Origin of the sequence: Dictyobacter kobayashii (assembly GCF_003967555.1) — a bacterium.
Taxonomy (GTDB): Bacteria; Chloroflexota; Ktedonobacteria; order Ktedonobacterales; family Ktedonobacteraceae; genus Dictyobacter; species Dictyobacter kobayashii.
Genome location: NZ_BIFS01000001.1, coordinates 3,717,846 through 3,741,530, shown reverse-complemented (window position 1 = coordinate 3,741,530; position 23,685 = coordinate 3,717,846). Strand labels below are relative to the sequence as shown.

Below are 23,685 nucleotides of genomic sequence, written 5' to 3'. Positions count from 1 at the left end.
GGAAGCTACTTTTTTGGGCGCACTCAGCCCTATATTGTACTTTTTCTATACAATTCTACTAAAGTTAACCTTTTATCTTTCGATTAATAACATTGCGAGGTGAACAACTAAAACACAGTGTTCCATCCGCAGTAACGTTTATACCATAAATACTGCCCTGAAAAGTATTGCTAATGAACGTAAAGAGCCTTAAGCCAATGCTGACTGCTCCAGGAATCAGTGCACTGAGCCTGGGCATCACTGCGGGGCTGGCATTACCCGCGAGTGCTCATCCAGCAGTGGTTGTAATCGAGAAGGCAACCTTATCACTATCAACAATCTGACGCAGGTTTCAAGTAGCTTAACAAACGGGGTCAGACCTATCAACATTCATATTTCTATGACTGCTACTAATGATAACAGCAATAGAAATAACATTGGTATTCATAACCAACCGGATAATAATGCCTACAACTATAACAGGAATGACAACAAAAAACATTCCCATCATCATTACTAGTCATTTCACATTAGAATGGGACAGTTCACATCATCAAATATAAGAAAGGGTTTTTACTAATGAATACAAAATTGATCAAATCATGTGTTGCTACTCTCGCTATGGGTGCCTTAAGTTTGAGTGCTTCAGCTGGCTTTGCGTTACCAGCCAGCGCTCATGCAGCAGATGTCGTAGCCCCAACCGAACCCGTAGCAGGCATCTGCGGTCAGTCTGGTACACTTGTTGCTACACTTCAGCCTGGCAACATTCTGACTGGTAGCGCCGTTTTCGGCAGTGGCCGAGGTTCAGCTACAATTGCTGATACCAATGGTACCTATTCACAGACCTTTAACAGCGATGGTACAATCAACCCACAATCATTTACGATTGCAAACACAGGTAGTGGCATCGATTCGGTCTATGCTTGTAAAGATGATCCAGGCATTTTTGTCTTCATTAATGCCCAGGCGCAGTTTCAGGCGCAGCTGCAGTTGCAGCAGCAACAGCAGCTCCAGAAAAATGATCAGGATCAAAAGGTGGAGATCCCAATACACATTAATGTTAACACTAACATCAACAGCAATAATAGCAGACACAATCACCATCGCCACTACTAGAATCCGGCTGTTCTAAGCAGATGGGATACCCGGTTCTGGGGTATCCCATCTGCATTTAGCAGGGCTATTTACTGTTCGTCCAGAGAATGTACATCTTTCAGGTGTGGAGTGTGTGGTGGACGGCCGCAGCCGTCCACCACACACTCCACACACACTCCACCCGGCGCCGCAGGGGCCAAAGAGAAACATTAAATAGCCCTGTGCATTTACAGGGCTTCGCAAAAGTCCGGGGGAGGTGAAAAAGAAGAGTCAATCCAGTAGAATGAAAAAAAAATCAAGGTCATTCGAGGAAAGACTCTGCATGGAATATAGCACACTGAAAACGGAAAGCAAGACCATTCAAGAAGTAAGCCCATCGCATCTGCGTTCGTTGTACGACATCTGTGCGCAGATCCCTGATCAGCGGGCAGCCCGAGGGAAGCAATATGCGTTAGCGGACGTGCTCATCGTGCTGATCCTGGCCAAACTGGCTGGGATGAAAAGCCTGTTGGGAGCCAGCGATTGGGCGCGAGACCAAGGAGAGAGGCTGCGCGAGCAGTTGAACGTGAAGTGGAAGCGTATGCCGTGTGCCAATACGTACAAATATGCGCTCGCTCGGTTGGAGAGCCAGCAGATCAATGAACGATTTCGAGATTGGTTGCTACGGCAGGAGGCAGAAAGCCGATGTGGTGACGAACCCAGTCGTCTCGCGATGCTGGCAGAGCAGCGCGCTGTTCATGTGGCCATTGATGGCAAAGTGTTGCGGGGAACCGGTCAGCAGAGCTATGGAGGAGAAAAGCCGCAGAGGCATGTGTTGCATGTGTATGAAGTGCAAACAGGAATTGTCTTGCATCAGTGTCCAATTGCCGACAAGCAGAATGAAGTCAGTGCCCTCAAGCCGCTGTTGACCGAAGTGCTCTGCAAAGGGCGCATTTTCACCGTCGATGCTGCTCAAAGTTATCATGCGTTTGGACGCATGGTAAAACGGGCAGGAGGAGAGGTGATTCTGATCATCAAAGACAATACGCCCGTGACTCGAGAGGATCTGGAACTCTTTTTCGAAGATCCACACGCTGATCGAAGCACCTGGCACTCCTATGAACAGGTCGAAAAAGGTCATGGCCGACTGGAGCGGCGCCACCTGCTCACCTCACCGGACCTCAACGAGTTTCTGGATCGAGAATGGGGAGAAGTTGGGCAGGTCTTTCGATTACAACGGGAACGCAAGACGGCAGAGAAAAGGAGCGTAGAGGTCGTGTACGGATTGACGACCTTGAGCCGAGAACAGTGTTCGATCCAGCGGCTTTTCCGCCTCATCCGCGACCACTGGGCGGTGGAAAATCGTCTCCATGGGCGCCGTGATGTGACGTTGGGAGAAGACCGATGTGGCGTTCGCGTTCCTCCTGTCGCTCAAATGCTTGCCGTACTCAACTCGCTCGTGCTCTCCTTGATGGATATGCATCAGGTTTCCAATGTGGCTCGTCAAATCCGGCGATTTGCATCTCACCCAGAGGAGGCCCTTGCTTGGTTACTCTGACTTTTGCGAAGCCCTGTGTGCATTTAGCCTTCCTCTTTACAGGAAACAGGTGCTATGGTATGATTGGAAAACCAGACTATAGTAATGGCGAATAAGCGCTCATAGAAGCGCTTATCCACGCGAGACATGTCCTTTCCCAGGGGTGTACAGAGAGGAAGCATCGGCGGCTGAGAGTGCTCCCAATACCAGTAAGAAAGATGATACCCCTCGCTAGCCTGTACTGAGATAGTAAAGTACACGTTTCACCAGCGTTATCGGGTGCATGAGCACGTTTCTCTTGTATGATACAATCAAGCCTATAGCTTGATTGCTGCCGTTTGAAACCAGCAAAGAGACACGGAAGCAGGGTGGAACCACGAAAAGCAACAAACCTTTTCGTCCCAGTGTGGGATGAGGAGGTTTTTTTGTTGTTGTCAGCTAAGGAGGCTTTTGTTATGTCGGTTGAAGTTGAACTTCAAGAGTCGGTACACTATACACCGATTCAGCGTATGCGCCACTCGGCTGCACACGTGATGGCTGAGGCAATCCAGGAGATTTTCCCAGACGCCAAATTTGCAATCGGGCCCGCCATCGAAGATGGTTTTTATTATGACTTCGATCTTCCGCGTGCTTTAACCCCTGATGATCTGCCAGACATCGAGCAGCGTATGCGACGTATTATTGCCGCGCAGCATCCTTTCTTGAATGATCGCTGGCCGCGTGAGAAGGCACTGGAATACTTCCGCAACAAGGGACAGGAATATAAGGTCGAGATTATCGAGAATTTGACCGATGCTGAGGTTGGTATCTATCAGCAAGGCAATTTCCTGGACCTCTGTCGGGGTCCGCACGTTGAGAATACAGGCCAGATTGGGCCGATCAAGTTAATGAGGGTCGCGGGTGCCTACTGGCGTGGCGATGAGCATCGTCCGATGCTGCAGCGAATCTATGGCACGGCCTGGTTCAACCAGGAGGAATTGGATCAGTATCTATGGCGCCTGGAAGAGGCTCTGAAGCGCGACCATCGCAAACTGGGGCGCGAGTTGAAGCTGTTCACCTTCAGCGATGAGGTCTGTGCCGGCGTCCCCCTGTTCTATCCACGTGGCGAAACACTGCGCCATTTGATGGAGTCCTATGTTCGTGAAACGCAGGAGCGCTATGGCTATCAGCATGTCTGGACTTCAAATATCGGCAAGGTACGTCTCTACAAAACATCCAAGCACTGGTATACCTACCGCGAAAATATGTTCCCGGTTATGAAGGGCGATCAAGAACTATCCGATGACGATGCCTATATGCTCAAGCCGATGAATTGCCCTCATCACATCCTGATGTTTAAATCTCAGATGCATAGCTATCGCGAGCTACCTATTCGTTATGCGGAATCGGATACGCTGTACCGCTATGAGAAGACCGGTACGCTGACAGGCCTGGCCCGTGTCCGCAGTGTAACCCAGGACGATGCCCATGTCTTTATGCGCCCTGACCAGATTCAGGAAGAGTTTAATACGGCCATTAACCTGACGTTAGAGGTCTTCGAGACCTATGGCTTGCAGGACTACTGGGTTCGACTCTCACTACGAGATCCGCAGAAGAAGGATGAGTATGTCGGCAATGATGAGGTCTGGGAAACGGCTGAAGCGACACTGCGCGATGCGGTGGAGAGCAGGGGTATTAACTATGAAGAGGGTATTGGCGAAGCCGCCTTCTATGGCCCCAAAGTAGATTTTATGGTTCGAGATGCCCTGGGACGCGAATGGCAGTGTTCGACGGTCCAACTCGACTTTGTACAGCCAATGAACTTCGAGCTGGAGTATATTGGTGAGGATGGTCAACCTCATCGCCCGGTCATGATTCACCGCGCCGTCACAGGCGCTACAGAGCGCTTTATGGCTATGTTGATCGAGCATTTCGCCGGTGCCTTCCCGGTCTGGCTCTCACCGGTACAGGCAATGTTGATTCCAATTGCGGATCGCCACCAGGACTACGCCTATAAAGTACTCAAACAATTAAAAGCTGCCGGCATCCGTGCGGAAGTTGATATCCGTGGTGAGCGCATGAATGCTAAGATTCGCGATGCCCAGCTACAAAAGATTCCGTATATGCTGGTCGTGGGTGATAAAGAGGCTGCCTCCGAAGCGGTCTCGGTACGCCTGCGTACAAATGTGGATCTCAAATCCATTCCACTAACACAATTTATCGAGCGCGTCTCTTGTATCTCCAACTCTAAGAGCATGGAGCTATAGAGCCATACTTGAAACCGCGCGCGATGCCTGGTTTAAGAAGAAGACGGATGGTAGAGCCGCAACTGCAGCTCTACCATCCGTCTTCTTCTACAAAGAAATTGCGGAACTATGCCAGGTACTTATACGCTGGCAGGGTCAGGAACTCGATGAAGGTATCACTACTGATCAACTCATCCAGAATCTGGGCCGCCTCCGAGAATTTTCGATTGGCATAGGTGGGCTCTCCAAGTTGTTCCTCCAGATGATCCAACTCTTCTGCCATTATCTGCCGGAACAGCGTCAAGGTGACTTTGTGGCCGTCATCCAGGACTCCTTGTGGATGCCTGATCCATTGCCAGATCTGGGCACGGGAGATTTCGACGGTGGCGGCATCTTCCATCAGATTGTTGATAGGAACACAGCCGTTACCACGCAGCCAGGATTCCAGGTACAGCAGGCTAACCCGGATATTGTTGCGCAGGCCTGCTTCAGTGATAGTGCCCTCAGGCATTTGCAACAGATCAGCCTCGGTAACATGCACATCTTCACGCTTACGATCAATCTGGTTGGGTGTGGGCATAGCCGCATTAAATTCTTCCAGCGCGATCGGGACAAGTCCAGGGTGAGCCACCCAGGTACCATCATGCCCATCGGTAGCTTCACGCTTCTTATCGGCCCTTACCCGAGATAGGGCTTCTTCATTGGCAGCCGGATCATTTTTAATGGGAATCTGAGCCGCCATACCACCTATCGCTGGCGCATTACGTCGATGGCAGGTGGCAATGGTGAGCAATGAGTAAGAACGCATAAAATGGGTGGTCATAGTCACCTGCGCACGGTCAGGAAGCAAGAACTGCGGATGCTTGTGCAGTTTCTTAATTACACTGAAGATGTAGTCCCAGCGCCCACAGTTCAGGCCAGCCGAGTGATCGCGCAGTTCATACAATATCTCATCCATCTCAAAAGTAGCCAGGATGGTTTCAATCAGGACAGTAGCTTTGATGGTGCCTTCTGGAATACCAAGTGTATTCTGGGCAGTCACAAAAACTTCATTCCAGAGGCGCGCTTCGAGATGGCTCTCCAGTTTGGGCAAATAGAAATAAGGACCAGTGCCATTCTTCAGGAGTTGCTGTACATTGTGGAAAAAATAAAGGCCAAAATCAAAGATGCCACCCGGAACAGGCTCTCCATCTACATAGACATGCTTCTCTTCGAGATGCCAGCCACGTGGGCGCACCAGCAGGACGGCGGTCTGCTCATTAAGTTTATACTGCTTGCCTTCGGGGCTACTATAAGAGATAGTGCGGCGCACAGCATCACGAACATTGATCTGCCCCTGAATGGTTGCTTCCCACGTTGGTGAATGCGCATCCTCGAAGTCAGCCATGAAAACTTTCGCCCCCGAATTAAGGGCATTGATCACCATTTTGCGCTCAACTGGACCCGTAATCTCGACCCGGCGATCCCGCAAATCGGCGGGCAGAGGCGCGATCGTCCAATCGCCACGCCGTATATGCTCGGTCTCAGGCAGGAAATGTGGCAATTGTCCCGCATCGATATCCTGTTGCCGCCGGGCGCGACGCTCCAGCAATTCGCGACGGCTCTTACCCACAGAGCGAGCCAGCAGGGCAACAAATTGCAGGGCCTCGGGTGTCAAAATCTCAGCGAACTCCGGTGTTACAGCTGCTCGTACCTCCACGCCCTCAACTGGACGAGATAGCTTTTGATCAGTCATACATTGACCCCTTTCTGACAAATGAACATCCAAATCAAGCAAAAAGAAGTGTAGCGCCCGCATAGGAGAGATCTATGCGGGCGTTGGGTTGTGAGAGATCAGGCACCGTGGCACTTTTTGTATTTCTTGCCACTACCACAGGGGCAAAGATCATTGCGGCCAACCTTTGGGAACCCATTAGCGTCCGTCGTGGTCGAGACAGCGCTGCTGCCTGTTCCATTCCGTGCCGCGCGTCCCGGAGTGGCAGGGACCGCTGTAGCGGCTGATGCGGCTGCGCGGGCTGCGTCTTTGCGAGACTTTTGTTTGGCCGGCTTCTTTATTTCATTTTCGTCACTCTTTGCCTGCCCGCTGGCCTGGGCCAGCTCATCGGCATTGGTATGAATATTGGCTGGCATCTTACGCTGTGGCTCGGGCCGCTGCAGGGTGATGGTAACATCATTGCGCAACAACTTAAGCAGCGAATCCACCGTATAATGCTGGATCGCCAGCTTTAAATCGTCGAACATCCGATAGGCTTCATTTTTAAATTCCACCAGCGGATCACGCTGACCAACAGAGCGGAACCCGATACCGGCACGCATGACATCGAGAGAATCGATATGATCCATCCACAACCGATCGACAACTTGCAGCAGATAGGTGCGCTCAAACTCGCGGATCGGATCAAAGCCTTCAGCGCCCTGCTCTTTGGCCTGCTTGCGTAGCTCTTCACCACGCTTCTCATAGTGCTCTAAAACCAGCTCGGTCAGTTCCTGTTTAATGCTATCGCGACGTACGGCGTGGATATTATCAGGGATCATATCCTCGGGAATATCAACCCAGGTCTCCAGTGATTTAAAGAGCGTCTCCAGTTGCTCTTCTTCAGTCAGGACGGGACCAGGAAATGCTCCATCAACAAGGCGACTGACCTCGTTACTAATCATATCAACGATGCGCTCATGCATATCACCATGTTCCAGCACATGGCGGCGGTCAGAGTAGATGACTTCACGTTGCTTGGCGATTACGTCATCATATTCGACGACGTTTTTACGCATATCAAAGTTGTAACCTTCTACTCGGGTCTGCGCACTCTCAATAAAACGGGAGACGAATTTGCTCTCCAGTGGGGTATCCTCGTCCATACCGACGCGCTCCATAATACCGGCGACACGATCGGCGGCGAAACGGCGCATCAGCTCATCATCCAGAGCCAGGAAGAAACGTGTAGAGCCAGGGTCTCCCTGACGGCCAGCACGACCACGCAGCTGATTATCGATACGGCGGGACTCATGGCGCTCAGTACCAATAATATGCAGGCCGCCAAGCTCAACCACACGCTCGTGATCCTCATCACACTCTTTGATCTTAGCCTGCAGGATCTCGTCCTTCTCGGCCTCGGTCATATTGGCCAGATAATCCTGGATCGCCTCTTCCTTTTCGGCCCGCTCATCCTCATTACGAGCAGGGAGATCACGAATGTAATCTATTTGTTCCGCATGTTTGTGCAGGATACTATCAAAGTAGCCGGCGGGATTACCGCCCAGCAGGATATCGGTACCACGACCAGCCATATTAGTAGCAATCGTCACGGAGCCGCTGCGGCCAGCCTGGGCCACGATTTGAGCCTCACGCTCGTGGTGCTTGGCGTTCAAGACGTGATGAGGGATGCCCTGCAAATCCAACAGCTGCGAGAGCATCTCAGAGGTCTCTACCGAAGTGGTACCAACCAGCACAGGCTGACCCTCTTCATAGCGCTCTTTAATCTCCTCAACTACCGCCTTGTACTTGGCCTCCTGCGTCCGATAAATCAGGTCCGAGAAGTCCTGACGCTTCATCTCCTTGTTGGTAGGAATAACCATTACATCGAGCTTGTAAATCTTATTGAATTCTTCTGCTTCGGTCAGGGCTGTACCAGTCATACCCGCCAACTTCGCATAGAGGCGGAAGAAGTTCTGGAACGTAATGGTTGCCAGGGTATGATTCTCGCGCTGAACCTTCACACCCTCTTTGGCCTCAATGGCCTGGTGCAGACCCTCGCTATAACGGCGACCTGGCATCTGACGACCGGTGAACTCATCGACGATCACAACCTCGCCATCTTTGACGATATAGTCTTTATCGCGCTTGAAGATCACCTGAGCTTTAATGGCATTCTCCATATAGCGGGTCAGATCAAGGTTCTCCTCGTCGTAGATGTTGCTTACACCGGCCAGCTTCTCGATCTTATCGATACCAGACTCAGTCAGCATGACCGAACGGGTCTTCTCTTCAACGGTATAGTCTTCCTCACCATCCAATTTGGTAGCCCAGCGCGCGAACTGCGCATACATGTCGGTGGATTCCTGACCCTGACCCGAAATGATCAAGGGGGTACGGGCCTCGTCAATCAGGATGTTATCCACTTCGTCAACGATAGCGTAGTTCAATTCACGCTGCACCATCTGGTCCAATGAGGTCACCATGTTATCGCGTAGATAATCAAAACCAAACTCATTGTTGGTACCATAAGTGATATCTGCCTGGTAGGCTGCCCGCCGCTCGGCTGATTGAGCATCGACCGCATTGACGATAATACCGACACTCAAACCCAGGAAGGTGTAGACCTGGCCCATCCATTCAGCGTCACGGCGTGCCAGGTAATCGTTGACGGTCACGACGTGCACGCCTTTACCCGTTAAAGCGTTCAGATAGACCGGCAAGGTAGCCACCAGGGTTTTACCTTCACCAGTACGCATTTCAGCGATACGGCCCTGGTGCAACACAATACCACCAATCAACTGCACCACATAATGGCGCATCTTGATACGGCGGAAACTGGCCTCGCGAACAACAGCAAAAGCCTCTGGCAGGAGATCTTCCAGGGTCTTGCCTTGCTTATTATAGCGTTTGGTAATGGCAGGTAACAGCTCGTCGATGGCGTCCGCCTTAATAGCCACCAGCTCTTCTTGAATCTTATGGAAAAAATCAATAAAGAACTGGGTCAGGCGCACATTTGCTACATCGTCGCGCGTGGTAGATGAGCTGCGTCCCTGGTGAAAAGCAGGCCAGAGCTCATCAAAGGTCTCCATCAGCAAATCGCTATCGATATCCTTCAGTTGAGGCTCAACCTCGGTGAGCAGGGTGATAATCGCATTCTGAGGATCACTGGCCTCATCCGGCCATTGATCACGCTGTTCAGCTAATTGTGTCGCCTTACCAGAGCGCAGAGCATTGAGCAAGGGGGAAAGATTCTCGTAGGCTTTCTCGAATGCCTCAGAGAGCGTGTCTTGCAAATGATTTTTAAGCTCATTCTCGGGATCGTTGCGATCAATTTTTTGGCGAGGCTCGCTCATAGCAATGTGCAGATGCTCATCTGTACACTGTTCGGCCAGCGGCTCTATTTTCTGTAGAACCTCGCGGAACAGGGCGACAAGTTCATTCTCCAGTACCATGCCGCCTTTGAGGTAGAGAGCAAGTTGCGATCGAAACTCGGCTGTCTTAGCAGCCAATTCCTCATCCGACAGCTTCTGTATTTCAGGCTCAAGCTGTTCAATTTTATCGATAAGGGGCTGGATCACCTTTAGTTCTTTTTTGTTGGGATCGCCCAGAATCTTTCCTAGAAATTGCATACGTGCGTGTTCTCCTACTGATGGGCAGTGATACTGTTATCAGTTTTTCTGACGGGATAAAATATTCCGATGCATGTCAAATAGCTGTGTCAACCCATTATACCATTCTTTACATAGTACGAAAGTGGTTGCTTCCAGTTGCATATTCTTCGTGCAGGTAGGCATTGGTGCTATTGCAAAAACAGGGTTGGTCTCTTTCTTTTCATTATAAAGAACATTTTAGCATGTTGCTAGCATTTCTAGCTCAAGATAGATTTTTTATTTCGATGCCGCCTGACGGCGGCATCGAAATAAGTGAGATTCTGGGGGCACTGCCCTAAACCGCCAGTCAAGGGGCTCGCAACCCCTTACATCCCCGCTTATAGGTGATATTGACAGTTGTTCTTATATGTATAGTGTACAATAATAACAAGGGATATGTGCAGAAGTGCGGAGGATTAAGATGAAGAGTCAGCATACACGAAAAATATCTTTGAGGCGCGCTGACGATATACCGGCCAGTCAAACTTGCCGGGCAGCCTCGCCACTTCCACCTCCACCCAGGAGTCGACCAGGTCACCTATCCAGTACACTACATGCTCTGGAGTCCCATGATGCTTATGGCCTGGAAATCGTACTTGAGAGATTACAGCGCTGCCTGGTTGGCCGTATCTCGGTTTCAGAACTGGAGGTGTTACATTTTTGCTTGCGCCAGTTATTTGAGAATACTGATCTGCTTTACGCGCTGCTACTATCTGATTTATACCATCAGGTCGATCTGCTGGCGCTGTCCATCGATCCTTGCCCAGACGAGGCAGCTGACTCAGTTGGTTTTGGGCTGAAGATCGTATTACAAAATATTGAAGCGATATTAGAGCGCCTGGTGCCATTAGCACAGCTACTACTTAGCTCGACCCATAATACCCTGGAGTCACTGGATCGTAGTTGCAGTCTCTATGGGCCGCTCGTGTCAAACGACGCTTACAGCGCGAGGGTGAAGACGAAGAACGTACAGAGGTGCTGGCCGCTATTGAGGTCGCTTATATTCCAGACAGTACATATTATCAATGGATGCAGGCTCTCAGGCTGCTAACAACACGGCTGCAGTACTGGCAGCAATATAAGAAGCCTGCGCAGGATTTGTTCAACCCTCGCGCAAGCAGCCAATCTTTACTCCAGTCGGCTCTTTCCTCTATCGACACCACACTACCCCTGCTGAGAGAAAATATACAGACTATATTTGGCACGATTTTACCTGAGTTCCATACCATCCCGCGTGGAGATGATGCCACAGTAGCTATTCACTTACTCAATCTGATGCAATATATCGATCTCTTGTTGGATCACATAGAGACACTGTTGGGAACAATTCAGCTGGTTACCAGCCAGTATGAAGCTGAACCGCTAGCAATATCTCAATGATCTTAACCATAGAGACACCGTCTTAACAAAACCATAACCATAATCGTGCTTCTTTTTCATCCTTATAGCAGTAATCTTAGTATCAATATATTCAATTATTTTTATCCAAGGAGTCGTATTATGTGCAAGAAGGCACTATCACTTCCTGCATTTGAGCCTACTGAACATTCAATTACAGTTATAAGCAGTATCCAGGAAGTAGCAAAAACTATGCAACGCTTGATAGCAGGCGGACTACCTTCGCTGGCATTGATTGTCCTGCCATTGCACTTCGACTCCAGAAGCAACCCATCTGCCAATCGAGAGACACAGATAAAACAAAGCATGAGGTACTACGTGGATCATCTGCGCAAACTCGTGCGCAAGTCGGACCATGTATTATTGCATGAGACAACCTTGTATATACTTCTACCCAGGGCTGATATCAATGGGGCAACCATCGTCCAGGAACGTTTATGGGAGGCACTACTGTGGCAGGTGCACAATGCGCCAGAAACAGAGATACTACGTCCCACTATAATGGCCATCGGGTACAGTGCGCATCCTCATCCGCATAGCGAGATCCACGCCTGTATCATGGCAGCCCGTGAAATGCGTTCAATCTTCGATGTCCAGCCGATCACAAGCAATCCAGTGCCGGTAGAGGACGAGGAACTTTCACACCAGGCGCGCCAGCTCGGTATTCCCTATCTCTCACTACTACCTCGTAAAGTACCAGCACGCATCCTGCAGGTGATGCCACCCCATTTAGCGCAAGAACTTCACTGTTATCCCGTTGGTCGCGAGCGCGACACACTGACGGTAGCCATGACCGATCCAAACGATAGCCATGTCCTCTCCCGTCTACAACAGGCTACAGGTCTACGTATCTTCCCAGTTATCGCCTCACCACAAGAGTTACAAACGGCATTAGAACAGTTTATTTGATATCAACCCTACCTTCTGCTACAATGGGCGCGGAACGGTGCAGACCAGGATCGTTTGCACCTGCAGGCCCTCATCTACGCCTGGGCCGCATAGAAGCAGAAAGGTTCTAATACTTTATGAGAATACTGGTTACCGGTGGAGCGGGCTTCATTGGCTCGCATATCGTAGATCATTATCTGGCCGAGAACCATGAGGTAGCGATTGTCGATAATTTATGGGTGGAAGGTGGAGGAAAAGGGGGGAATATTAATCCTGCTGCCCGCTTCTACCAGGCAGATATTACTGATGAGGACGCATTAAGCCGCATTTTTGATGAATTCAAGCCCGAAATTGTCAACCATCATGCAGCCCAGCACAGTGTCTCCATCTCCACTAAAAATCCTCAGCTCGATGCACGCGTAAATATACTCGGCCTGCTTAATGTGTTGACACAAAGTAAACGTGTAGAGGCCAGAAAAATCATTTTCGCGTCATCGGGGCTACCTATGGTACTCCAGTACGCTTACCCATCAATGAAGATACTCCCCAACGGCCCGAATCACCCTATGGCATTACAAAAATGATGGCTGAATATTATCTGCGCTACTGGAATGAAAACCAGGGACTCACTTTTACCGCCTTGCGCTATGGCAACGTTTATGGGCCACGCCAGGACCCTAATGGAGAGGCAGGTGTCATCTCTATCTTTGCCAGGCGTTTTCTGACCCATGAGGGAGTGCGTATCGATTGGGATGGTGAGCAGCGTAAAGATTATGTTTTTGTGGGAGATGTTGCCCGCGCCAATGTCCAGGCCCTCAAGCGCGGCGATAACGAGATCTTCTGCATTGGCACTGGCCGACCAGTCTCAGTTAACGAGATTTATCAAACCCTGGCGAAACTGACTGATTTTGAGGCACCTATTACCAAAGCACCTAAGCGGCCAGGCGACATTTATCAGGCTTTCTTCGAATGCGGAAAAGCCGAACGGATACTGGCCTGGAAGCCATTTGTAAGCTTTGAAGAAGGCGCCAAAGCAACCGTTGACTTCTTTCGACAGCAGGCATAAAAAGACCCTGGCGATGACTTTATCGCCAGGGTCTTTTTGACTATCCTTTTGTAACAGGTTGGCGCATCGCTTCAATAAGCACGCTGGCAACCTCTGGCCGCGAAAATTCACGTGGTGGAACCTCACCGGCCTGCAACATCTGACGCACTTTTGTGCCGCTCAGCATCACATGATGCTCACCGTTATGCGGGCAGGTTTTCTTGGAGGCCATAGCATCACAAACTTTGCAGAAGAAGGTATGATCAAAAAACATCGGTGTGATACCTAATTTATCTGCATCGAATTCAGCAAAGATATGTTGCGCATCATAGGTGCCATAATAATTGCCCACACCGGCATGATCACGGCCAACAATAAAATGCGAGCAGCCATAGTTCTTACGCATCAGGGCGTGGAAGATCGCTTCACGCGGTCCGGCATAGCGCATAGCCGCCGGCAACACACCCAGGATGACACGATCCTGCGGATAATAATTCTCCAACAAGACTTCATAGCAGCGCATACGTACATCAGCTGGAATATCATCGCCTTTAGTATCACCAACCAGGGGATGCAAATAAAGGCCATCAACTGTTTCAAGCGCACACTTTTGAATATACTCATGGGCACGATGAACAGGATTGCGAGTCTGGAAGGCCACAACGCGCTTCCAACCACGCTCAGCAAAGAGGGCGCGTGACTGTGCGGGGGTATAGCGATATTGCTCAAATATTTGCGGCTGCAATGCGACAATTTGAACCGGACCACCCAGCAATACATCACCCTGCTGATAAACCACCTTCACACCTGGATGTGCCTCGTCTTCTGTGCGATAGACCTGGCGCGCCTCCAGAGCCTTATCGTAGCCGAACTTTTCCTGTACTGTCAGGACAGCCTGTAAAACGCCTTCAGCATTGACCAGCGCCACCTCAGAACCTTCTGGCACCCCTGCAGCTTGCTCTGCTGTCACCGCCAACGTAATTGGAATAGACCATGGCAAACTATTGCTCAAATGCATCGTATTCACCACAGACAGATAATCCTCACGCGTCATAAAGCCACGCAAAGGACTATAAGCACCGTTGGCAAGCATCTCCAGGTCTGCTAGCTGCCGCGAACCCACCGTAATCTGGGGCAATGCAGCCGCACGTTCCAGCAAAGCCGCTCGCTCCGCCTCCCCGACCAGGTTAACAATCAACTCCCCACCATGGGGCGCAATCAAGCCATTTGACATAACACACATTCCCTCTGAAATAAGCAACACAATTAGCTATAGATCTGATTACGCACGTCCAACAACCGTCTCAGACTCCAGATAGCCCAACTCTTCCAGGCGGGCAAAAATACGGGAGATACTCTCTTCAATCGTCTCTTTATCCGTCTCAATCACCAGCTCGGGATTTTCTGGCTCCTCATAGGGATCATCTACACCTGTAAAATTCTTTACTTTCCCCTCATCCACAAGCTTATAAAGACCCTTAACATCACGCTGGCGACACACATCGATAGGGCACTTCACATAAATCTCAACAAAGTTCCCAATCTCTTGCCGAGCCCACTCACGAGCTTCACGATAGGGAGAGATAGCAGCCGAGATACAGACAACACCATTGCGAGAGAGCAAGCCACAGACAAAAGCAATGCGCTTAATGTTGGTATCTCGATCTTCTTTGCTAAACCCCAGTCCCTTACTCAGATGAGTACGAACTACATCTCCATCCAAAACTTCAACGTTACGGCCTCTAGCACGCAAGCGCTGCTCAATAATCTCCGATAGGGTACTCTTGCCCGCGCCCGATAGGCCAGTAAACCAGATAGTAAAACCAGCGTTCGCCATAATGAGTCTCTCCTTTGTCAAATAGCAATAGGCATGGTGAATTCCACCTTGCCTATCTACCAGCTATGGATTGGATCGCCAAATTTTTGAATTACAGCCAGGCCATCTACATGGGATAGTTTTTTCGTAGATCATTGTAACATCAGTTGCAATTAAATACTATATTTTGCGCGATAACCGGCATTTATCGTTCAAAATAGCAACGACTGTCACAGCTCGTATGGTCAGAATATATATATACTCTGCCTATTTTTGTATCCTATGCCGTTCAAGAGTAATGAGAGATGAGTTTTTTACGTAGTTATTTTTATGGAAAAACTATACTAGCAATTCATACCTTGTTGGGGGTATATTAATACGCAGCATACTATTTAAAAGCAATTGGACCCGGCACTTGATCACTGCTAGCAACGCTCATCCAATTGAATGGTATGAACTTTTATAGCTGCTCAGGCATAACAGCAAACAGTTATTTCTGAACAAAAATACCTATTTTTCAGGGGGATAAGCACAAAAGCTGGCCTACGCCTCGCCTCAGGTATATTTCCTGGCCAGTGGAACAGTTCATATTTCTCTGAATAGATGTACAGAAGCACTTTATAGAGGAGTCATAAGGCTAATGGTTAATAACAAGAAAGTACGTGTCGCAATTATCGGTGTAGGTAATTGCGCTAGTTCGCTTGTACAGGGAGTCCATTATTATCAGAATGCCCAGGAAGATGATTTTGTACCCGGGCTGATGCACGTCAATCTCGGTGGCTATCATATTCGGGACATCGAGTTTACAGCCGCCTTCGATATAGATAAAAACAAGGTTGGCAAGGATCTAAGTGAGGCCATTTATAGCGAGCCAAATAATACCTATCGCTTCGCCGATGTGCCCCACCTGGGCGTTAAAGTATATCGTGGCATGACCCACGATGGCCTGGGTAAATATCTGTCCCAGATCATCACGAAAGCGCCAGGGCAGACCGACGATATCGTCAAGATCTTGAAAGAGACCAAAACCGACGTAGTAATCAGTTACCTGCCCGTTGGTTCTGAGACTGCCACCAAATGGTATGTAGAACAGATCCTGAAAGCCGGCGTAGGCTTTGTCAACTGCGTACCGGTCTTTATCGCACGTGAAAAATACTGGCAGGAGCGCTTCCAGGAGGCCGGCTTACCACTCATTGGCGATGACATCAAAAGTCAGGTGGGAGCCACCATCGTCCATCGCATGCTGACTCGACTCTTCCGTGAGCGTGGCGTTAAACTGGAGCGCACCATGCAATTGAATGTGGGTGGTAACACCGACTTCTACAACATGCTGGAGCGCGATCGTCTGGAATCAAAAAAGATCAGTAAGACCAATGCAGTCACCAGCCAGTTAGACTATGAAATCGGCAGCGACAATGTGCATATCGGACCATCGGACTACGTAGCCTGGTTGAAAGACCGCAAATGGGCCTATATCAGACTGGAGGGTCGTACCTTTGGCGATGTGCCACTGAATGCCGAACTTAAACTTGAGGTCTGGGATTCACCCAACTCGGCCGGTGTTGTCATCGACGCCGTTCGCCTGGTCAAACTGGCACTAGATCGCGGGCTCAGCGGTACGCTAGAAGGTCCTAGCTCCTACCTGATGAAGTCCCCCCCAATCCAATATCATGATGATGTCGCTCGCGAGTTAACTGAAGCATTCATCACCACAGAAGCCGCCAGTGCCGAAGCGCCTGCAACACCGAAAGAACGCGTCAACGGCCACAAGGCTGAAAGCAGCGTCGAATAATAAAAAGAGTTCGTACCCGCAAAATGCGGGTACGAACTACTAACGTCCTTATTGCATGTTGGAAAAACCAGCAAAGACGCACTAAAGCTTCCATACCACTTCAACACAGCTCGTATCTTTTCGCCAATCGCACCAATCCACGCCCCTGGAGGAAATAGCTATTCTACCCAAAGAGTCAGCCAGCACAACCGCCAGAACACGCTATGATACAGGTCGTAGCTACCGAGGTTGTGGTTGGGCAGGAGGCGTAGGTGTATTCGGATTTGTTGCCGGGTCTGTGGCATTTGTGCGCAAGAGTTCCTCACGAACAATGGTCACATCAGGAGGCGCGCTAATCCCTATTTTGACGCGCTCGCCCTCGACAGCCAACACTGAAATGTTGATCACCCCAGCAAGCACAATACTTTCACCAACTTTTCGTCGCAAAACAAGCATGTAAAGCTCCCTTCATAAGAAGCATAGCCTAAGCGTCCCTGCGCCGCGACTAACATTAGCAAGGGCGCCTCTTTCAGCGTGACCGCATAAGAAGATCAAGTAGCGAATGCGGGTCGCCATGCAACTTTCATTAGACGCAAAGGGATAACACTGTGGGTAGAGCGAACCTGGCTAATCTGATTACTGTTACTCCGGATGTATTCGTACAAAATGGGTTTCATTTCTTAGTATACACCTTGCCAGGGCAACACTATCAACATTATAGGCACCGATGTGAATACACGCTTGCAATTCGTCAACGCGAAGCGAATATTCTTCTAGTGTCGACTGCATAACGCCTGCTGGCCATAGTATCACAACCATTTGCGCTACACGAACCACCTGATCCACCCAGGATAGTGACCTTCCCCGGGCGAATTTATGAGTGCGATCATTTTGCTGTGCATTAATCAGGTATAGTTGTGAGCTCACACTACCTACTTTCATGGAAACGACTCCCCTATAAGAAAACACGTCGCATGAGCGTCAGACGTTCCATCGTTTCCCGCCCATCCATTCTCTCTCTCCCATCATATACCATAGTATCGGACTCAATTTTGATGTTCAACAGGGACCGATAGAGCCAGGTACCAGGAGGTCTCAGGAGATTTTCCGACGACCTCGCGACCCATTTCCAGTGAGAGCATTTGATTTTCTGGTTTCCTGATTTACATAGGTATGTGAAGCTGAACCAGTATGTTCCTTCTGGGCTGTGTTTCCTTTTGCCGCACCTGAATGTTTCTTACGACTCGCTCCCGCACTAACCGCTTCTCCCTGCTCTCCTTCATCCAAACGGTAAGCATGGAGTGTACTACGCAGTCGCATGATAGCCTGGATATGTAATTGACAGACACGCGACTCCGAGACGCTTAAGACTTTGCTGATCTCTTTCATCGTTAATTCTTCTTGGTAATACAAAGCCAATAGCAGTTTCTCACGCTCGGGTAAGTGGTCGATCGCCCCACCCAATACATCTGTGAGCTCCTGCTGCTCGGCCTGTTCGACTGGTCCAGGGGAACTTTGATCCTCTAATAATTCAGAGAGGGAAGTCACCTCGTCATCCTGAAGGAGAGAGCCAAGTGGAGCATCGAGCGAGAGGACAGTGGCATTCATTTCCAACAGCATTTGCCGATAGCGTTCTGTCGACACCCCTATTTCCCTCGCTACTTCATCTTCCTTGGCTGGCCGCCCCAGACGCTGCTCCAGTACTGCCAATGCACTTTCAACCTGGCGTACCCGTGAGATCGCTGAGCGCGGTAGCCAGTTGAGAGAACGCAGTTGATCGATGACAGCACCGCGAATACGCACGGAAGCAAAGGCTTCAAAGCGAACCCCACGGCCAGGATCAAAACGATCAATAGCATTAATCAGGCCAATCATACCATAGCTGACAAGATCCTCAGCATCCAATAAGTGTTGGAGGTATTCCCAGACGCCCAACTACAAATCGTACGAGAGGAGCATAGAGCGTAATTAATTCATTGCGAAGTTCAGAGGTCCTGTGCCCGACATATTTTGCCCAGAGTATTTCTACTTCCGCTGGTGCATCTGTACCCATACTACACCCCTTTTTGGTATAAAAACTTTCGCCGCACATTCCCCGCCCACTGTTGAGTAGAAGTGTAGCGCCCAAGCAAGCTTTCTTAATATTGACACAGGTCCCTTGATTACTGCTGCAAGAGTCCTCAAGTCATATGGGTACAGTTTGGCCTGTGGAGAGCCGATAGAAGAAGGTATGCCAGAAAAATGGGGAGGCCGGGTTCGGAGAGGTGCAGTTCACTATACAGCAAGGGCAACGCTGATGAATAGAGGAGATGCGCGATGAGAAATATGCAACCGCCCGATGGATTTACCGACCAGCCAAAGCACGGTGCGCGCAAAATCGAAACCAGGCACTACAATCCAGGCGCGAGTACAGATCAGTTAATGTTGGATTATCTGATTGAGAGTGGCTTCCAGTGGGAGGAGGCTATAACCTTACTCAATCTACGTGAACACCTCTACGAAAATGCTGAAATGCGCCAGCGCGTGACAGAAGATTATCGCATGCATTTTGTCAAATGGCTCTATGAGCACGGCCTGGTCAGCGACAGCCTATAAACAAAACACACCAAAAATAATAAGACCAGCATCCCTATACTAAGAATGCTGGTCTTATTATTTTTGTCTACCATCCTTCAATGATATAGACATATGCTTGAGCCTGTGGGTCCATACAGGAGAGCCACGCTCCTCCACAATTATTGACTGCGTTATCGACTGCGCCGGGTCCGGCATTATAAGCCGCTAGCGCTTTCGCATAATCACCATTAAAGCGATCATTAAGACTACCCATGAATTTCGCGCCACCATTCAACGCGGCCACCGGATCAGACGGATCAAACCCCATTTCAGCCGCCGTAGCAGGCATAAACTGGGCAATGCCGATCGCGCCCACATAGGAATAGGCATTAGGATCAAAATGGCTTTCCTGTTGAATCTGCCGCACATAAAGATCTGGACTAATGCCATACTTCAAGGCATCTTCACGAGCCAGGGCCACATATTTAGCCTTGGTAGCGTCCATAGGGTCAGTAAAACCATCTATGGCGGGATTACCACTACCACTCCTGGATAGCAAATTAACGTCGCTAGAGCGTGGCACGCTGGTCCATTGAAATAAACCATTAATACCTGCCCCATTTTTTACACCAACAGGTGTCAGGGACAGCATCATGATCAGGAATGTGCCCAGGGTTGCCACGATAGCCAGGCTATGTCGCCAGCGTAACGGCAAATGATGCTCTTTTAAATCTATCGCATCAGTATCTGGCAGGCGTTTTCTGGCGCCAGGAATAACTAACGGGGCCTTTCCATTGCGCACCGCCCTGGACCGTTCAGGCACCGGAGTCGTTGGGACATTGCTTAATGGAAAGGAGATCGAGATAGGTTGTGGATACAGTTGCCCGGTTGTTCTTACTGCGGGCAGATTCCTCTGCTCCACTATCGATTCCACATTCAGGCCACTCTCACTCGTTGGTTCTACTGGCACCTGCACCCGACTGGCAGGCTTCGAAGAGCGCTGCATAAAGGGTGAACGCAATAGACTTCCGCTAACCGGCGCAGTGGGCATTGGCATCGTCTCTGGCTCTACTGGTACGTTGTGCGTGACATTCGCATCAGCGGCAGAAGCCACAGAATTAGTGTTGGCACGAGGATCTCCTGGTGGATTCTTCTTAAGGGATCGCATCGATTGAAATTGAGACATCTCTGTACTCTAACCACCTTCGATATATTCAGTGCGCGTCACAGTGAAATAAAACCATGCTACTTGTTACACACCACAAACAGCTTAGCGAAAAATCGCTACGGCGGTCAAATACATCGTAAAGGACAGGACCTTCGGACCACTATGCGCACATATTTAGTACTAAAAAAGGGTAAGAAAAGACTCGCCCCCAACAAAAGTAATATCGGAGTGCGAGTCAACAAACACCATATTTACTATTACTGCTAATGTACGCAGGGATATATTGAGGGCGCCTCAGGCGCTCAATTTGACAATAGTTGCACCATCGCCACCTTCCTGAGGAGGTGCGGAGGCAAAGGATTTGACCAGTGGGTGACGGGCCAGGGCTTCTCTTACGGCCGCGCGCAGGGCACCGGTACCTTTACCATGGACGATACGTACTGAGGCCATACCATACAGGACCGCATCATTGAGATAGGTATCCAGTTCTTCCAGGGCATCTTCAACCCGCCAGCCACGCATATCTAACTGCAATCCCACCGGTGGACGCTCTTCTACTTCTGAGAGCGAGAGGACCACATCAGGGCGTGGGGTGTATTTCTCTTCAGTGCTGGCTTTACGTTTGCTGATGCGTTCGATATTATCGACGTTCACGCGGAAGCGTAGGGCTCCCATCTGAACCTCAGCCTCATTGCGATCCGCCGAAAGACCAACCAGATCAGCATTCTGGCCAAAGCTGAGAACGCGAACGGTATCACCGATCTGCAGTGGACCCTCCAACTTCTCGCTAGTCTCAACCGGGCGCTTACGCTGTGGTTCAGGTACCATCGATACCTTCTCCTCCAGTCCACGCGCTCGCTGACGAGCCTCATTGAGGCGATCCCTGGTCAGATGGCCCCGATCTACATCGACGCGCACTTTGGACAATTCGCTCAGAACACTATCCAGCTCACGGCGAGCCTGGGAACGCGCCTCATTCAAGATACGCACACGTTCCACTTCCAGATCCTGACGCTCTTTCTCCAATTGCTTACGCTGATATTCGGCCTCGGCGTGTTCCATGCTTAAATGGAAACGCTCATCCTCAGCGGCTTTACGCTCACTCTGCAAGTCTTCAAGCAGATTCTCCATGCGCACGCCAGCGCTGCCCAGGAAACGGCGCGATCCCCGAATGATACGCTGATCCAATCCTAACCGCTGCGCGATCGCCAGGGCATTACTGCGGCCAGGCAGACCGATGCTTAGCTTATAGGTAGGCGACAGTGTCTCCACGTCGAACTCGACCGAAGCGTTAACCACATTTTTCTGCTCATGGGCAAAGGCTTTTAACTCTGTATAGTGCGTGGTCGCCACCGTAGTCACATGGCGATCCAGCAAGAAGGTCAGGATCGCCCGCGCCAGCGCTGATCCTTCACTTGGATCGGTACCGGCACCCAATTCGTCAAAGAGGACCAGTACGTTGACCGGCTTTGCCTCGCGCTGCGCCAGTTCTTCACCTAATTTGCCCCGTAATTCTGGTTTGCTGCGCTTGCGCGCATCTTCAATCGTGCGCAAAATCTCAATGATACGGCTCAGATGTGAAGAGAAAGTACTGAGGTTCTGCTCAATACTCTGTTCATCACCAATATCCGCAAAGACATTCTGGAAGATGGAGATTTCAGAATCATCATCTACCGGAATGTGCAAACCTGACTGCGCCATCAAGGTCAACAGACCAACTGTTTTCAAAGCGACCGTCTTACCACCAGTATTTGGCCCTGTCACTACGACCATGTAAAAATCGCGCCCGATATGGAAATTGGTTGGCACAACCTTTCCGGTTAGTAGCGGATGACGAGCATTGCGCAGATTGATAATGCCATCTTCATTCAGTTTCGGAGAGGTAGAGCGCGTCATCCGAGCATAGCGTGCCTTGGCCAGATTTAAATCGAACTCGGCCAGTAGCTCAACCGCCAGCTTTAAGGCTTCCGCTTCTTTTCCAAGCTCTGCAGAAAGGACACGCAAGATGCGCTCAACTTCTTGCCGTTCCGCCACCTGTAGCTCACGCAAGCGGTTATTCAGCTCAACAATGACAATCGGCTCAACGAACACGGTTGCGCCACTGGAAGATTGATCATGGACAATGCCGCGCACCTGTCCACGATAATCTGATTTTACTGGCACTACGTAGCGATCATTGCGTGTAGTGATGATCGCTTCCTGCAGAGCCGGGCCAAACTCATGTACCAGGGTGCGCAAACGGTCCTGCAAGCGCTGATTAGCACCGCGAATATCAAAGCGCAATTTACGCAAAGTGGGACTGGCCGTATCCAGTACCTCCCCATCCTCACTGACGGTCTCCTCAATACGCCGCACAATCTGCGGTTTTTGTGGAATATCGGCCCCCAGAACACGTAGCAATGGAAACACTTCAGGGTCCAATTTATCAAGGGCGCGCGCCACAAAGAGAGTACTCCGTGTGGTCGCCAATACTTCTACCAGATCGCCTGGTGTCAGCACACCATCACGGGCAGCGCGCATGAGCAGAGGACGAATATCATGGGCACCCCGTACACCGATATCCGAATTTAGATCGATTAAGCGCGCCGCTTCAGAGGTAAAGGCCAGGCGGCGACGAGCCTCATCGATATCCGTAGTTGGTTCCAGGGAGAGGACCAGATCTTTACTGGCTGAAAACGCAGCTTCATGCGCCACCCTGGCTAATATTTTAGGAAACTCTAGCGTCTGTATACTTTTCTCGTGCATAATTACGTCCCGGGTCTTTCTTTACACAGCTTCTCTACACAAATTTGAATCGCATCTGCTCAGGATAGATCCTTTTTCCCGCAGTTGCACTCTATAGCTTCCCTCATAGGCGAAGCTCACCATCTAACAATTTAGGA

At 50.0% G+C, this 23,685-nt stretch carries 17 protein-coding genes and 1 pseudogene; 10 read left to right on the top strand and 8 right to left on the bottom strand.

What is annotated here, in order from left to right; all coding sequences use genetic code 11:
• Window positions 1–197 precede the first annotated feature (197 nt).
• The 4 genes from EL645_RS44250 to thrS all read left to right on the top strand — a co-directional run bounded on the left by EL645_RS44250 (window position 198) and on the right by thrS (window position 4,836).
• A complete protein-coding gene (locus tag EL645_RS44250; RefSeq protein ID WP_281276313.1) occupies window positions 198–323 on the top strand; it encodes a hypothetical protein in 126 nt (41 codons plus the stop codon).
• 235 nt (window positions 324–558) lie between these two features.
• Window positions 559–1,095, top strand: a complete 537-nt coding sequence (locus EL645_RS16505) for a hypothetical protein (RefSeq protein ID WP_126551534.1) — start codon at window positions 559–561, stop codon at window positions 1,093–1,095.
• 301 nt (window positions 1,096–1,396) lie between these two features.
• The gene (locus EL645_RS16500) at window positions 1,397–2,611 is read left to right on the top strand and encodes an ISAs1 family transposase (protein ID WP_246035309.1); all 1,215 of its coding nucleotides are present in this window, start codon (window positions 1,397–1,399) and stop codon (window positions 2,609–2,611) included.
• A gap of 434 nt (window positions 2,612–3,045) precedes the next feature.
• Window positions 3,046–4,836 (top strand): threonine--tRNA ligase, encoded by a 1,791-nt coding sequence (gene thrS / locus EL645_RS16495; protein WP_126551533.1) that lies wholly within the window; start codon window positions 3,046–3,048, stop codon window positions 4,834–4,836.
• A 106-nt stretch (window positions 4,837–4,942) separates the two neighbouring features.
• Here thrS and aceB read toward each other — a convergent pair whose 3' ends face one another.
• Window positions 4,943–6,550 carry a malate synthase A gene (gene aceB, locus EL645_RS16490; RefSeq protein ID WP_126551532.1) on the bottom strand — a complete coding sequence of 536 codons (1,608 nt, stop codon included), beginning with the start codon at window positions 6,548–6,550 and terminating at the stop codon, window positions 4,943–4,945.
• A 98-nt stretch (window positions 6,551–6,648) separates the two neighbouring features.
• Window positions 6,649–10,140 carry a preprotein translocase subunit SecA gene (gene secA / locus EL645_RS16485; protein ID WP_126551531.1) on the bottom strand — a complete coding sequence of 1,164 codons (3,492 nt, stop codon included), beginning with the start codon at window positions 10,138–10,140 and terminating at the stop codon, window positions 6,649–6,651.
• 442 nt (window positions 10,141–10,582) lie between these two features.
• On the opposite strand from secA, the gene EL645_RS16480 reads away from it, so the two are divergent.
• From EL645_RS16480 to EL645_RS45480, 4 genes and pseudogenes are all read left to right on the top strand, one after another.
• Window positions 10,583–11,212 carry a hypothetical protein gene (locus EL645_RS16480; RefSeq protein WP_126551530.1) on the top strand — a complete coding sequence of 210 codons (630 nt, stop codon included), beginning with the start codon at window positions 10,583–10,585 and terminating at the stop codon, window positions 11,210–11,212.
• Window positions 11,137–11,541, top strand: coding sequence for a hypothetical protein (locus tag EL645_RS16475; RefSeq protein WP_126551529.1), 405 nt, complete (start codon window positions 11,137–11,139; stop codon window positions 11,539–11,541). Before EL645_RS16480 ends, EL645_RS16475 begins: the two co-directional genes overlap by 76 nt.
• 120 nt (window positions 11,542–11,661) lie before the next feature.
• Complete coding sequence (locus tag EL645_RS16470; RefSeq protein WP_126551528.1) at window positions 11,662–12,468, top strand: GspE/PulE/PilB domain-containing protein; 807 nt, start codon at window positions 11,662–11,664, stop codon at window positions 12,466–12,468.
• Between the two features lie 128 nt (window positions 12,469–12,596).
• Window positions 12,597–13,513 (top strand): annotated as a pseudogene (locus EL645_RS45480) (NAD-dependent epimerase/dehydratase family protein); the annotation flags it as partial.
• Between the two features lie 40 nt (window positions 13,514–13,553).
• On the opposite strand, the gene sat reads toward EL645_RS45480, so the two are convergent.
• The gene (sat, locus tag EL645_RS16455) at window positions 13,554–14,726 is read right to left on the bottom strand and encodes a sulfate adenylyltransferase (protein ID WP_126551525.1); all 1,173 of its coding nucleotides are present in this window, start codon (window positions 14,724–14,726) and stop codon (window positions 13,554–13,556) included.
• Between the two features lie 48 nt (window positions 14,727–14,774).
• Window positions 14,775–15,332, bottom strand: a complete 558-nt coding sequence (gene cysC, locus EL645_RS16450) for an adenylyl-sulfate kinase (RefSeq protein WP_371865734.1) — start codon at window positions 15,330–15,332, stop codon at window positions 14,775–14,777.
• Between the two features lie 616 nt (window positions 15,333–15,948).
• Here cysC and EL645_RS16445 point away from each other — a divergent pair.
• The gene (locus tag EL645_RS16445) at window positions 15,949–17,100 is read left to right on the top strand and encodes an inositol-3-phosphate synthase (RefSeq protein WP_126551523.1); all 1,152 of its coding nucleotides are present in this window, start codon (window positions 15,949–15,951) and stop codon (window positions 17,098–17,100) included.
• A 219-nt stretch (window positions 17,101–17,319) separates the two neighbouring features.
• Here EL645_RS16445 and EL645_RS16440 read toward each other — a convergent pair whose 3' ends face one another.
• On the bottom strand, window positions 17,320–17,535 hold the full coding sequence (locus EL645_RS16440) for a carbon storage regulator (RefSeq protein WP_246035380.1): 216 nt from the start codon (window positions 17,533–17,535) through the stop codon (window positions 17,320–17,322).
• Between the two features lie 639 nt (window positions 17,536–18,174).
• Entirely contained in the window at window positions 18,175–19,014 is an 840-nt protein-coding gene (locus EL645_RS16435; RefSeq protein ID WP_126551522.1) for a sigma-70 family RNA polymerase sigma factor, read from the bottom strand.
• A 381-nt stretch (window positions 19,015–19,395) separates the two neighbouring features.
• Here EL645_RS16435 and EL645_RS16430 point away from each other — a divergent pair, with 381 nt between their 5' ends.
• Window positions 19,396–19,674 carry a hypothetical protein gene (locus tag EL645_RS16430; protein ID WP_126551521.1) on the top strand — a complete coding sequence of 93 codons (279 nt, stop codon included), beginning with the start codon at window positions 19,396–19,398 and terminating at the stop codon, window positions 19,672–19,674.
• A gap of 67 nt (window positions 19,675–19,741) precedes the next feature.
• Here EL645_RS16430 and EL645_RS16425 read toward each other — a convergent pair whose 3' ends face one another.
• Window positions 19,742–20,821, bottom strand: a complete 1,080-nt coding sequence (locus tag EL645_RS16425; protein ID WP_126551520.1) for a lytic transglycosylase domain-containing protein — start codon at window positions 20,819–20,821, stop codon at window positions 19,742–19,744.
• A gap of 276 nt (window positions 20,822–21,097) precedes the next feature.
• Window positions 21,098–23,548 (bottom strand): endonuclease MutS2, encoded by a 2,451-nt coding sequence (locus EL645_RS16420; RefSeq protein WP_126551519.1) that lies wholly within the window; start codon window positions 23,546–23,548, stop codon window positions 21,098–21,100.
• Window positions 23,549–23,685 lie beyond the last annotated feature (137 nt).